Raw genomic sequence first — 13,011 nt, forward strand, 5'->3', positions numbered from 1 at the left:
CACGTGGATAATCTAATTACGCTATGGCAATCCTCCGGTGTCGCACAGATGGCATCGGGCCAGTTTATTATGATCCTGGTAGGCTTGGGCCTGCTGTTTCTGGCGATTCGCAAAAATTTTGAGCCCCTGCTATTGGTGCCTATCGGCTTTGGCGGAATCCTGGCCAATATTCCCGGCGCCGATCTGGCCCTGTCAGCCGCCGAGGCTGCTCTGGTCCAGGGGGATACGGCGATTTGGGCGCAGATGGCCCAGATCCTGGGGCTCGAGAGCAATTCCGGTCTGCCCGCCCTGAAAGAGGCCCTGGCCAGTGCGCCGGCAGCGGTGCAGGTGCAGGTGGCGGAGTTTGCCCGGGATGCCGGTTTCAGCAACGGTATGCTGTATAACTTCTATTCCGTGGCTATTGCTTCCGGTGTTGCCCCGCTGGTGATCTTTATGGGGGTGGGCGCGATGACAGACTTTGGTCCGCTGCTCGCCAACCCGCGCACCCTGTTTCTCGGTGCGGCAGCTCAGTTTGGGATTTTTGCCACGGTGCTCGGTGCGGTGGGTCTATCGGTAGCGGGAATAATGGACTTCTCTATCGCCGATGCCGCAGCGATCGGTATTATCGGTGGCGCCGACGGCCCCACGGCAATTTACGTTTCCAGTTTGTTGGCCCCGGATTTGTTGGGGGCTATTGCGGTCGCGGCCTATTCCTATATGGCGCTGGTCCCTATGATCCAGCCGCCGATTATGCGCGCTCTGACCACTGAGCAGGAGCGTAAAATTGAAATGGTACAGCTGCGCCATGTGAGCAAGCGGGAAAAAATTGCATTCCCGCTGCTGCTGCTTATTTTGGTCGCCCTGTGTCTGCCCGCTGCGGCACCGCTGTTGGGAATGTTCTGTTTCGGTAACTTAATGCGCGAGTGCGGTGTAGTATCGCGCTTATCGGATACCGCGCAGAATGCCCTGATCAATATCACCACGATTTTCCTGGGTTTGTCGGTCGGTTCAAAGTTGGCGGCAGACAAGTTCCTCGACCCCAAAACTCTGGGCATCCTGGCCCTGGGCATTGTGGCATTTGCCATTGGCACTGCGACAGGTGTGTTGATGGCGAAGCTGATCAATGTATTCAGCAAGCATAAAATCAATCCACTGATTGGCTCTGCCGGCGTCTCTGCGGTCCCGATGGCGGCGCGGGTGTCCAACAAAGTGGGGCTGGAATCCAATCCGCACAACTTCCTGCTGATGCATGCTATGGGTCCCAACGTAGCCGGTGTTATCGGCTCTGCGGTGGCGGCCGGGGTGATGATCAGTATGGTGCGCAGCCTTACCGGCGGCTAATCGGCAACTCTCAGCTGCGAGTAAAGGGCGAACAGTGTTCGCCCTTTTTTATTGGTCCGGGGCAGGGCTGTTTGAGGCTTGTCAGGTTTTCTTCTGGTACAGAAGTGCTGGATAAGAGGGCCGATAAGATTCATTTTGAGTTAAGGTTGTTTGCGCTATATTCTCCATCAACTTGTCAGTTGAATTAGAACTTTACCCGGAAGTAAGTCTATGCGCAGTCTCTCGATTATCCTGTTTTTTACCCTCCTCTCCGCTACAGTTTCCGCACATGAGCACTATCCAGCAGCGGAAGAAATTCGCCTGTTGAAGAAAGAAGTGATTCAGTTGCGCAAAGAGATGCGCGTTGACCACAAGCAGAGTGCTAGCGCGGAAAATGTCCGCGACTTAGAGAGAGAGGTGGCTAGGTTGCGAAAAAATATTCACCAGTTACAGGATGTGATTCTGGAGTTGCAGGCGAGCATTGAAGCCCAGTCCCAGGTGGTACAGCCGCTGCCAGTGGTGGAGCGGCCTAAGTGGACTTGTTATATGAAGGATGCAAGGGCGGGAGGCATACATGTAAATGGCTTTAGCCGTATCGAGGCGAAGGGAAAACTGCTTGAAACCTGCACCCAGCGCGGCGGTGTTTGCTTTGAAAGTGGGATCAAATGCTCTGAGTAAGCCAGCCGCTTTATTGGCCGGCGGCCGGCGATAAAGCCTGTTGATCTTCTCCCACTTTCTCCTCAAGCAAGCGCTGGCCGGGTGAAGTGCGCGTCAAGCAGCTTAAATAGCGAATCGCGCCCTTTGCGATGCAGCGCCTCTGGGGTGCCGTGGATTTTAAGGTGTTGGGGGAATAACCGGGCAATATCTGTTGGCGACCACTCGAGATGAAATTGTAATCCCAGCACATTTTTGCCGAACAGAAATGCCTGGTGGGGGCATAGGTCAGATTCCGCCAGGCACTTTGCCCCCTCTGGGATGGCAAAGTAGTAGCTGTGTGCGTGGAATACATGGCCTAAATTAAAATCTGCGCCCGCAGTCGATCTTATCGGCAGCCAGCCCATCTCCTCTCGGGGGAGTGGGCGAATTTCTGCTCCCAGAGCATGGGCCAAAATCTGAGCGCCGAGGCAGATACCCAATATTGGGATCGGTTGTTCGATACAGTTTTTCACCCAGGCAATTTCATCGGCAAGCCAGGAGTATTTGTCGCGATCACAGACATTCATCAATCCCCCCAGAAGAATAACACCGCTAAAACCACTTTGCGGGAGCGGTGACTGCTGTGGGTTGAGGATAGAGAGCGGTATTTGCTGCTGTTCAGCCCAGTCACCGATATATCCCGGTCCCTCAGTTGCTTCGTGCTGGATAACCAGAATTGGCTTACTCATTTACTGGAAATCCTGGTGCTCAAAATACAATTCTTTTTTCAGGTGAATACCTGCCGCAGTTAGGCTTTGCGGCCAGTTGTCTTCAGAGAGCGGCTTGCTGCTATCGCTGTAAATTTTACCGGGTGCGCCTTGCTCGGCACTAACCAGCAGTATCTGGTCGAAGCTGGGGGTGGAGGCTATTTCGTGGACTAGCAGAGAAATATTTTTAAGGGTAATTAAGCGGTAGTGGCCGTTTTCTTTTTGCACCAACGGGCTGTCCATCAACCGGGTAGTGACCTGGAAAGCAGTTTGCAGTGCAGGTTTTCCCCCCCGCTCAAAATGCCCGTTAAATAGCTGGGCGCTAAAGGCATTCAGTGTTCCACTGCGCAATGCGTTCAGGGAAAATGTTTCCGGTAGCAGCGTGACTAACTTATGTTGCTGTAGAAGCTTGTTCACGTCTTTGCGGTCTGTCACTTCCAGTCCCAAAATAACCTGATGGCTGTGTCGCCCACCGTGGAGTGGCATATGTGAGGCGATTATTTGCCCGTCAACGGCAAGCAGGGCCATGCCGTGGGTACCAATGGAATCGTCGCTCTGTACGGCGGGCGCCTGGGCAAAGCACAGGCTCGTGCTGATAATCAGTGCCCAGCTGAGAAGAATGGTTTTCATAGATTTTGCATCACTTAAGATCTTGGATGCGGGGAATTCTAAGCGTACATTAGTGACCAATCGATTCGATAATAGAGATAACTGATTCCATTATGGAAATAGAGGCCCTGGAAAAATTTCTGGTGATTGCCGCAACGGAGAACTTGCAACGCGCCGCAGATAGGCTGGATGCCACGCCGGGTGGGCTGAGTAAGGTCTTGAAGCGCCTTGAGGAAGAGCTGGGTGTCCGCCTATTTGACCGGATTGGCAAGCAGTTAAAAATCAATGATGCGGGGCGCCGGCTGCAAAGTCGGGCGGTTGAGATGGTGGCGATTGCCCGGCAAGTGCGCACTGAAGTGCGCGGAGCGGGTGCGCTGCTGGAGTGTCGAATCGCTGCGCCCACTATGCTGCAACTGGCCTGGGGTGGGTTTATCCATCGCGAGTTGTCCAGTGAATATGCGGGAGTGCGACTGTCATTTACCTCGGCCTATGAGACCCTGGCCGTAAAGATGCTGGCCAGGGGGGAGGTAGACTTGGCCCTGATTACCGGGGCAGTTCTCGGGCAGCTGTCCCCGGCAATGGAGGTTCGTCCACTCGGCTCTATCGCGATGTGTATCGCCGCCGGGCCCCATCACCCCTTAGCCGCTAAATCTGTGCGCGAGGGGGTTGCACTGGCGGAGGTGTTGCGCTTCCCCTTTGCCGCTCCGAGGATATCGCCCTTTTGTGGAGAGGAGCGGGGAATCGGCAGCGATGGCTGGCCGGAGAGTGATTTCTCCCGCCAGGTACAGGTGGTTGTCAATGATTACGGGGTTCTCTGCCGCCTAGTGATGAATGGGGCTCTACTTGCCTTCTTGCCCGAAACCTTGGTGCGTGAAATAGGGGGGGTTGTTGTTGGGGTTGAGGGCGCTGTTGCCGCATCCGATGAAGATCTCTATGTCGTTGGGCGGGGGGGCGATTGGCTGCACAAGTTTCCGGCTTTGGGTTAGTGCCGCCGCCATCAGACCCCTTTCCACTGGCAAATAGCACGGGAAGCGCTGATATATTTTAAGGTTCCAGTGTCGGGCAGGGGGTTCCCGCCGCGATCCACCCCTTCATAGCCTCGATAAACTGACTGTGGGAAATGTTGACCGGTTGTCGGCTGTCTCCTGGGTGCCATCCCCACAATACCAAAGCGCTGTGACTCACAAATTCTAACTGGCTAACGGGAGACCGCCCGCCGTTTTCCCGGGGGCTGCTCAGCAACTGGCAGATCTCCGCTGAGGGTTTTTGTGACCAGTTAAGCTCAATGGGTGCCATAACCCACCCCGGTGCTCCGGGGGCGCCGGTGACCGGATTATTTTTATGTGAGTGGCAGTTGTTGCAACGCATAGCCCCGACCCCCATATTATCTGGGCCGCGCTCTACCAGGGGCACATGGGGTAACCCTTCATTTATTAGCGGCCTCTCCAATTGATGGCAATTGAGGCAGCGGGGATGCAGCAGCACCTCTACGATGGTTTCCCAGTCCCGGTGCTGTAGCCCGTTGGCGTCGGAGCTTTTGCGGTCATCCCCTTGGCGCTGCTCGCAGCCACTCAAAAGAAGGGCGATAGCGCCTAGGGCCAAGGTGGAGCCTATGAGAAATACGTTTGGCCGTCTTGTCATCCGGCTTGCCTTTAAATTGGAGTTGTCCTGTCAAAACATAATTGGGCCCGGGGGCTAGCGATAGTTTCGAGATAAATTGGGGTGCCAAAAGATCGATTGGGGATTTCAGCAGCCTTACAAACTTTTGACTACCTGTTCACAGGGGAAAGTTTAGGCGCCGGGGTCCGTGGTATGATAGGCGCGTTTTACTTATTTGATATTGATATAGCGGGCGCAGTTTTCAGCGCCTAGGAGAGAATATGTCCTGGTTAGGGGCGGGGTTAGGTGCCGGTTTTGGCTTTATGTTTGGCGGCCCCATCGGTGCGGCGCTGGGGGCCTGGGTGGGCAGTTCATTTGGTTCCAGTTTACAGCAGCGCCTGGGGAAGGCCGCCCAGGCGCTGAGCCGGGATGGAGCGCAGACCGTCTTTATTGTCACACTGTTTTCAATGTTGGCAAAAATGGCCAAGGCCGATGGGCGGGTTTCCAAAGCGGAAGTCGATTTTATTGAAGAGTTTATTCGCAATAACCTCCGCCTGGGTAGCGAGGAACGCAAGCACGCGATCCGTATTTTTGAAAATGCCAAGACGGACAAGTACAGTATTTACGACTATGCGAAACAGTATCGCCAATTGGTTCGCGACCAGGCAATGCGGGAGATGGTGTACCGTCTTTTATTTGCGGTTGCCCATGTCGATGGCGAGTTGCACAGCGCCGAAGAGGAAATTCTAAGGCGTATCCCCATCGATTTGGGCTTGCATGAATCCCTGTTTGCCGCGATGCAAAATGAGTTCGCAGGGGGAGGGCGGCATAGCGCGCTAGATCTCGAACGGCATTACGCCGTGTTGGGGTGCACTCCGGAGACCAGCGATAGAGAGCTCAAACTGGCCTACCGCAGAAAAGCCGCCGAATACCACCCGGATAAAATTGCCTCCAAAGGATTGCCGGAAGAGTTTATGCGCCATGCGGACGATCAGATGAAAAGTATTACGGTCGCCTATGAAGCGATTGTTGAGGCGCGCAAGCAGCGGGCAAAGGTTGTCAGTTAGGCCGCTCGCCTTGCTGTAGTGTAAATAGAGGAGTTAATAGATGAGTCTTGCCGAGACAATAAAAGAAAAACTGACCGCAGAATTTTCCCCCCTGCATATTGAAGTGGAGTGTGAGAGCCATATGCACAATGTGCCCGCCGGCTCTGAAATGCACTTCCGGGTCGTTTTGGTGAGTGAAGCTTTCAATTCGGCAAGGAAAGTTCAGCGCCACCAGAAAGTCTACGCCGCTCTCGCTGAGGAGATGGCCGGCCCTATTCACGCGCTGGCACTTCACACTTACAACCCGCAAGAGTGGCAGGGGCAGGCACCGCAAAGCCCTGAATGCCAGGGTGGAAAAAAGTAACGGTAATTTGCCTTTGTGAGGCCCCGCTGCTGGGGCCTGTCGCGCTGTTTCCAGCAATACTCTATCGAGGGATTATTCCGCTTTCTTTTTACGCCATTTGAGATCTATAGAGATTTCCCCCGCCGGTAATTTTTGCGGTAACTTGTCGTCTATTTTTACTAAAAAATTTAGATTTTTTCCTGCCACTGTGGCCCTGCTGGCCGCTAGAATTTCAACAGGCGCCTTGCCACTTTTAAAATCATACTTTTTTCGGAAAAACTAACCGCCAAAAGGCGATTTTTCTGCCAGAAAACAACATATCCTTTTTTATACGCCAACATTTGATGGTTTTTTATACGGCCGTTACTTCGTGCGACTAGACTGAGCATTGATTGGGCTGATTGCTGTTTGATCTGCTGAATATCAATGGAGTTACTACAAATGAAGATGACGCGTATTCTGATCCCCGTTATGACGCCCCTCGCCTTAGCAATCTCTAGTGTCGCTTCGGCAGGACCTGCTGGCTATGCCCCTCCACCCCCAGCCAAAACTCAGGAGTTTAAGGTTCGCATTGGCGGAGCCTATGTCTCCCCCAACTCGGACAATGTCACTTTTGCTGACAGATGGCTGACCGGGCCTGATGAGTTTATTGAGGACTGGGGTGCATTCCGCACTAATATTGATCCCAGCGATGAGTGGGGTTGGTTTATTAATGCGGAGTGGCGAGCCACTGACCATATGAGCGTATCCCTGAGTTACACGCAGGGTGACCGCCATACGGGAGGTGATCGCAGACCCTGGTTATATCGCTTTAACCCTGAATTTAGGAATCAATACAGTCGGGATGATTTTGCCAGATGGAAGCCACACCTCACGGCGCTCTATCTGAATTATTATCCCCTGGATCCCTCCTGCTTAGTTCAGCCCTATATCGGCGCTGGTATTAACTACGCTGATTTTACCGATGAGCGCCTGAGAAACTGGGGCTGGTATGATGACGATTTCGAATTCGTACCCTGGGAGCGAGGCCGTGTAAACCTCAATGACAGCTGGGGTTATACCTGGCAAGTGGGTGTCGACTTTAACTTCGGACATGATAGCAGCTGGCTGGTTAACCTTGCCGCTATCTACTATAGCGTTGATACCGATGTTGAAGTGAATACTTTATGGTATGACAGCGACAATGACAACGAGCTGTATCGTCACAGATTTGGTGGTGATTATCTCTTTGATCCCTGGTCGTTCAACATCGGTGTAGGCTACAAGTTTAACTTCCACTGGTAATTGGGCGTACAACTAGAAAGGGCGCTTCGGCGCCCTTTCTTATTTAGGGGTTTTTTAATGTTGGCAGGGGCCGGGAGAGAGTTATTTACTGCTTTTGGGCGGTTGCACTGATCACCTATTGATTACAGTTGGTATTTATATTTTTCACAGTTGTAATCTTCAAACTTTTCTCTAAGTTTTTTTATCTTGTCCTTCCACTTTTCCATCTGCTCTCCAGAGCCGCCATCTTTTCGTTTCTCACGAAATTTCTCAACCTTTTGCTGCCACTTTTTACACTGCTTAAAGGAGGCGTCTTCCTGTGCCGCTGCGGGATTGCTGGCTGCAAGAGCAGAAGCCAGGGCGATGGTGAGAAGGGTGCTTTTCATAATAATTATTCCAGGTATTGCTAAACAAATAATCTCACCTTGTTTTTATAAAGTAAATGTGACGAGTCGCAAAAAATAAACCTATAGGTTTTTGTGACTATAGGGGGAGGTTATGTTTTCTATAAGCGAGTTGGAAAGGTAATTATATTGGCGGGCGAAAGCCGGGCTGGAAGTGTTTTGAGTTAATGGCCTGGGCGCTAAAAGAGGGCCCGCTGAGCTGTGGGCCCTCTCTGAGGGATTGCTGACTTTGAGCCTGGGGTTGCCCCGGCCCTTTATTGATTAGAGGGAAAGCTGAACTGAATACCTTCCCTTACCCCGCTGGCCGGCCAGCGCTGGGTAATGGTTTTGCGTTTGGTATAAAAGCGCACTGAGTCGGGGCCGTAGGCGTGCAGGTCGCCAAACAGAGAGCGCTTCCAGCCACCAAAACTGTGGTGTGCCACCGGTACCGGCAGGGGCACGTTGATACCCACCATACCGACTTTAATATTATCGCTGAAATAGCGCGCCGCCTCACCGTCGCGGGTGAATAGACAGGTGCCGTTGCCGTATTCATGGGCATCGATAATATCCATGGCCTCCTGCATGGTTTCGACGCGCATCACGCAGAGAACCGGGCCAAAAATTTCCCCGCTGTGAATCGACATTTCCGGGGTAACACGATCGAATAGGCAGGGGCCCAGGTAGTTGCCATTCTCAAAGCCGGAAACGGTCTGGTTGCGCCCGTCGATTACCAGCTCGGCACCTTCATTGATACCGGCGGTAATATAGCGCTCTACTTTTTGCAGGTGTTGCCGGGTAACCAGTGGCCCCATATCGCTTTGGCTATCCATACCGTCGCCGACCCTGAGATCAGCGATTTGCCCTTTGAGCTTCTCAACCAGGGCATTGGCCGTGTCATCGCCCACCGCAACCGCGACCGAGATGGCCATGCAGCGCTCGCCACAGGAGCCGTAGGCGGCGCCCATCAGGGCGGCGACGGCATTGTCCAGGTCGGCATCGGGCATAACGATCGCGTGGTTTTTCGCCCCGCCAAACGCCTGTACCCGTTTCCCGTGGGTGGTGCCGGTGGTGTAGACATACTCGGCGACCGGGGTGGAGCCGACAAAGCTGACCGCTTGGATACGTTTATCGGTCAGGAGTGTGTCGACCGCTTCCTTGCCGCCGTTAACTACATTTAAAACGCCAGCGGGGATGCCCGCTTCGATACCCAGTTCTGCGATAAACAGGGCCGAGGAGGGGGTGCGCTCAGAGGGCTTGAGAACAAAGGTGTTGCCGCAGGCAATCGCCATGGGCCACATCCACAGGGGAACCATGGCGGGGAAGTTAAAGGGGGTAATGCCTGCGCAGACACCCAAGGGCTGGAATTCACTCCAGGAATCTATTGCCGGCCCGACATTTTTGCTGTGCTCGCCCTTGAGCATTTCCGGGGCGGAGCACACGTATTCGATATTTTCGATGCCCCGCTGTAACTCTCCCATGGCATCGTCGAGCACCTTACCGTGCTCCAGGGTGATCAGTTCGCAAATCTTTGCCGCATTCTCCTGTAGGAGGTCTCTCAGGCGGTACATAATGCGCACCCGCTTGGCGGTGGGCAGATTGCGCCAGGCGGGAAAGGCGGCTTCAGCTGCGCTAATGGCCTCTTCGACAGTGGCTTTGGAGGCCAGCGCAACTCGGCCGATAACCTCGTTAGTGGAGGGATTGCTCACTTCCTGGAACTCGGAGTTACCTGCGGCACTGGTGTGGTTAACCAGAGTGCCATTAATCAGGTGGCCGATAACTTTCATAGTGCTCTCTCAGTCGGGTTTATCAATTATTGTTTTACTGCTTTGCGCCCTTTGTAACACAGCTCGGTGTTTTGGGGAAAAGCTCCCGACCGCTTGGGGTTATTCGTGTTTGGGGAAATCCCTCAGCACGGCCAAAAACGCATCGCCGAAACGCTCGAGCTTGCTGTCGCCAACCCCGGAGACCGCCAGCAGTTCACTGCGGGTTTGAGGGTGCGCTTGCACCATGCCGCGCAGGGTTGCATCGTGGAAGACGACATAGGGCGGTACCCCGCGCTCCTCTGCCAGCTGTTTGCGACAGTCGCGCAGGGCCTCCCAGAGCACCTGGTTTTCCGGGGTGAGGTCATCCAGGTTGCGATTGTCGCGCCCCTGGGCGCGCGCCGCTTTGGCGGGGAGCTTGCGCAGGCTGAGGGTCTCTTCCCGGCGCAGCAGTGGCCGACAGATCTCCGTCAGCCTCAGGCCCTGGAATTCCCCCTCCACTTCGAGGTAGCCGCGCACAATCAGCTGGCGCACGATCAGCCGCCACTCGGCAGTGCTCAGATCTTTGCCAATACCGTGAGTGGAGAGCTGATCGTGGGCGAACTTGCGCACTTTTTCGTTCTCGGAGCCGCGCAGCACATCGATGACATGGCTGGCACCAAAGCGCTGCCCGGTGCGATAGACGCAGGAGAGCAGTTTCACCGCTGCCTCACTGGCATCCCAGGTGGCAGGTGGCTCCAGGCAGGTGTCGCAGTTGCCGCAGGGCTGGTCCAGGGGTTCGGCAAAGTAGTCCAGCAGAGCCTGGCGGCGGCAGCTGGTAATTTCACACAGGCCGAGCATGGCATTCAGGCGGCTGCGCTCCTGGCGCTTGTGCTCCTCGCTGCCCTCGGAGGACTCCACCATCTGACCGATCTTGACCACATCCTCGAGACCGTAGAGCAGCAGCGCCACCGAAGCCTCGCCATCGCGGCCGGCGCGGCCGGTTTCCTGATAATAGGCCTCGATACTCTTGGGCAGGTCCAGGTGAACCACGAAGCGCACATCCGGCTTGTCGATCCCCATGCCAAAGGCGATGGTGGCGACAACAATCACCCCCTCTTCCCGCAGAAAGCGGCGCTGGTTTTCGGCGCGGGTCTCGGCGGGCAGGCCGGCGTGATAGGGCAGGGCGGTGAACCCCTGTTGGTTCAGCCACTCGGCGGTGTTCTCCACCTTGGCCCGGGACAGACAGTAAATAACCCCGGCATTGCCCTGCTGCCCGCTCTGTAAAAATTGCAGCAGTTGGCGGCGCTGGTTGTCCTTGGGTTCAATGCGGTACTGGATATTGGGGCGGTCGAAGCTGCTGACAAAGTGGCGCGCTTCCTCCAGGTCCAGGCGCTGGGCAATTTCTGCGCGGGTGCGCTTGTCCGCCGTCGCGGTCAGGGCGATACGAGGCACCCGGGGGAACTGTTCGTGCAGGCAGTTGAGTTGCAGGTAATCGGCGCGAAAATCGTGGCCCCACTGGGAGACGCAGTGGGCTTCATCAATGGCAAATAGCGAGAGTTCCACCCGCTGGAGGAGCGACAGGGTGCGCGCTTGCAACAGCCGCTCCGGGGCCAGGTACAGAAGGTCCAGTTCACCGTGCAATAACTGGCTTTCGATCGCCTGGATTTCGTCGTAGGCCAGCGATGAATTCAGGTAGGCGGCGCGGATGCCGGCTTCCTGTAAGGCCTCGACCTGATCCTGCATCAGGGCGATCAGGGGGGAGATAACAACGCCGCAGCCGGGGCGCGCCAGAGCGGGAATCTGGTAGCACAGAGATTTACCACCGCCGGTGGGCATCAGTACCAGGGCATCATTGCCTGCGACTAAAGTGTCGATCACCGCTTGCTGTGGGTCGCGGAAATCCGTGTAGCCGAAGACGTGTTCGAGAATATGCTGTGGAGAGTTCATGGCGCGGAGTATACCTTGCGACCCGGCGCTGTGCGGTATGTTATTGAAGGGCGGAGCACTGAAATTGAATGAAATAGGCCGCTTTATGCCCGTGACATATTTCAGGGGTTATAATCCCAGGCCATCACGGCGACAAGCTAAGGATAGGGCTATGCGCACATTGATTTTGTCAACTGTGTTGTCGTTGACGGTTCCCACAGGGCTTCTGGGGTGTATGGCCACCCCACCGCACAAACTGGTTCAGTCTGTAGTGGCTGATACCCATCTGGGCTGGCAGACCGCGCCGGAAAACCAGCTGGCATTTTCCCTGGCTACGGCTTCTGGGGTCGCCCAGGTCGAGTTGCAGCCGCTGCCGGAGGCGTTGACGGTTGTGACTCTGGAATTGCCGGGGATGCGGGAAGTGGAGTATGTCCAGTGGGAAAATGAACACGGGGAATCCACCATTCTGTACGACGGCGAAGCGGGTCTGGAGGGCGTGAGCCTGCAGAGCCGGGGGCACGGTTACCGCCTGCAATTGCAGTTATCTGCAATGGAGTATATTCGCGATGGCGGTGTACTGACGGTGACCCACCGGCATTAGTTATGGCGCGAAACCCAATCCCTCGGGGCGGATAAGGTAGAGCTGCTGCCAGTATTTGCCGGTGACCCAGAGCCCGTTCCTGGCTCTGTCCCAGGCGATACCGTTGGCCACCGTATCCGGGTGGTCTCTGCCGCTGGGGTTGAGGGCGCTGAGGTCAATAAGACCGCGCACTTGGCCAGTTTCCGGGTCTATGGCGATAACCCGCTTGTCCTGCCAGATATTGGCCCAAATTAGCCCCTCGGCGAACTCCAATTCATTGAGGTTGGACCAGGTCTCGCCGCCGCCTTGAACTTTGAGATACCGCACTGCCTCGAACGTCTCGGGGTTGCGGAAAACCAGTTCGCCGCTGCCATTGCTCATAATGAGCTGCTCACCGTTACTGGTGAGGCCCCAGCCTTCGCCCCGATAGTGCATAACCTTCAGGTGTTGGAGATTGTCCGCCTGGTAGACATGAACTTCTCCCGCTTTGTAGGTGAGCAAGTAGAGCTTATTGTCGAGAACGGTGAGCCCCTCGGCGAAGCGATTCCTGGCCAGCCACTTGCGTCTTACCGGGTTGGCACCGGGGTCGGTATACTCCGCGAGCCAGGAGCGGCGGTAGAGCCCACTGCTTTCCCACCAGCGCTGACCGTCGTAGAAAAGCCCCTGGGTGAAATGATTCCCATTGCGCTGGCGCTCCTCCAGGATGGAAAAAGGCGTTGTTTGGAGTGGTGTCTCTGCGGCTGCACTGTGCGCCAGCAGGGCGACAAGCAATAGCCGTATCCAGTTGTTCAAGAGAAGTCGATTCATCAATAACC

General features: G+C 55.2%; 14 protein-coding genes. 7 read left to right on the top strand and 7 right to left on the bottom strand.

The features are described from left to right. The first annotated feature begins 3 nt into the window (after positions 1-3). A complete protein-coding gene (locus ACJJIF_RS01015; RefSeq protein WP_444930405.1) occupies positions 4-1,320 on the top strand; it encodes a sodium ion-translocating decarboxylase subunit beta in 1,317 nt (438 codons plus the stop codon). 210 nt (positions 1,321-1,530) lie between these two features. Further along, positions 1,531-1,977 (top strand): hypothetical protein, encoded by a 447-nt coding sequence (locus ACJJIF_RS01020; protein WP_444930406.1) that lies wholly within the window; start codon positions 1,531-1,533, stop codon positions 1,975-1,977. A gap of 62 nt (positions 1,978-2,039) precedes the next feature. Here ACJJIF_RS01020 and ACJJIF_RS01025 read toward each other — a convergent pair whose 3' ends face one another. Both ACJJIF_RS01025 and ACJJIF_RS01030 read right to left on the bottom strand, forming a co-directional pair. Continuing rightward, entirely contained in the window at positions 2,040-2,684 is a 645-nt protein-coding gene (locus tag ACJJIF_RS01025; RefSeq protein WP_444930407.1) for a type 1 glutamine amidotransferase, read from the bottom strand. Continuing rightward, positions 2,685-3,332 (bottom strand): hypothetical protein, encoded by a 648-nt coding sequence (locus ACJJIF_RS01030; RefSeq protein WP_444930408.1) that lies wholly within the window; start codon positions 3,330-3,332, stop codon positions 2,685-2,687. A 92-nt stretch (positions 3,333-3,424) separates the two neighbouring features. Here ACJJIF_RS01030 and ACJJIF_RS01035 point away from each other — a divergent pair, with 92 nt between their 5' ends. Further along, complete coding sequence (locus ACJJIF_RS01035) at positions 3,425-4,297, top strand: LysR family transcriptional regulator (RefSeq protein WP_444930409.1); 873 nt, start codon at positions 3,425-3,427, stop codon at positions 4,295-4,297. Positions 4,298-4,355: 58 nt separating this feature from the next. On the opposite strand, the gene ACJJIF_RS01040 is transcribed toward ACJJIF_RS01035, so the two are convergent. Further along, on the bottom strand, positions 4,356-4,952 hold the full coding sequence (locus ACJJIF_RS01040) for a hypothetical protein (RefSeq protein ID WP_444930410.1): 597 nt from the start codon (positions 4,950-4,952) through the stop codon (positions 4,356-4,358). Between the two features lie 239 nt (positions 4,953-5,191). Between ACJJIF_RS01040 and djlA the strand changes: the two genes are divergently transcribed. The 3 genes from djlA (at position 5,192) to ACJJIF_RS01055 (ending at position 7,583) form a co-directional block, all read left to right on the top strand. Beyond that, the gene (gene djlA, locus ACJJIF_RS01045) at positions 5,192-5,977 is read left to right on the top strand and encodes a co-chaperone DjlA (RefSeq protein ID WP_444930411.1); all 786 of its coding nucleotides are present in this window, start codon (positions 5,192-5,194) and stop codon (positions 5,975-5,977) included. Positions 5,978-6,017: 40 nt separating this feature from the next. Then, positions 6,018-6,320, top strand: coding sequence for a BolA family protein (locus ACJJIF_RS01050; RefSeq protein ID WP_444930412.1), 303 nt, complete (start codon positions 6,018-6,020; stop codon positions 6,318-6,320). A 420-nt stretch (positions 6,321-6,740) separates the two neighbouring features. After that, positions 6,741-7,583 carry an OmpW/AlkL family protein gene (locus ACJJIF_RS01055; RefSeq protein ID WP_444930413.1) on the top strand — a complete coding sequence of 281 codons (843 nt, stop codon included), beginning with the start codon at positions 6,741-6,743 and terminating at the stop codon, positions 7,581-7,583. Between the two features lie 122 nt (positions 7,584-7,705). Here the strand turns inward: ACJJIF_RS01055 and ACJJIF_RS01060 are convergent, their stop codons facing one another. The 3 genes from ACJJIF_RS01060 to recQ form a co-directional block, all read right to left on the bottom strand. After that, a complete protein-coding gene (locus ACJJIF_RS01060; protein ID WP_444930414.1) occupies positions 7,706-7,948 on the bottom strand; it encodes a hypothetical protein in 243 nt (80 codons plus the stop codon). 272 nt (positions 7,949-8,220) lie between these two features. After that, a complete protein-coding gene (locus ACJJIF_RS01065; RefSeq protein ID WP_444930415.1) occupies positions 8,221-9,732 on the bottom strand; it encodes a CoA-acylating methylmalonate-semialdehyde dehydrogenase in 1,512 nt (503 codons plus the stop codon). A gap of 99 nt (positions 9,733-9,831) precedes the next feature. Continuing rightward, positions 9,832-11,637 (bottom strand): DNA helicase RecQ, encoded by a 1,806-nt coding sequence (gene recQ / locus ACJJIF_RS01070; RefSeq protein WP_444930416.1) that lies wholly within the window; start codon positions 11,635-11,637, stop codon positions 9,832-9,834. 151 nt (positions 11,638-11,788) lie between these two features. On the opposite strand from recQ, the gene ACJJIF_RS01075 reads away from it, so the two are divergent. Further along, positions 11,789-12,217, top strand: a complete 429-nt coding sequence (locus tag ACJJIF_RS01075) for a hypothetical protein (protein WP_444930417.1) — start codon at positions 11,789-11,791, stop codon at positions 12,215-12,217. Here the strand turns inward: ACJJIF_RS01075 and ACJJIF_RS01080 are convergent, their stop codons facing one another. Next, on the bottom strand, positions 12,218-13,003 hold the full coding sequence (locus ACJJIF_RS01080) for a glutaminyl-peptide cyclotransferase (protein WP_444930418.1): 786 nt from the start codon (positions 13,001-13,003) through the stop codon (positions 12,218-12,220). Between the last annotated feature and the right edge of the window lie 8 nt (positions 13,004-13,011).

It is taken from the genome of Microbulbifer regidiadema (SeqCode), assembly GCF_052467605.1.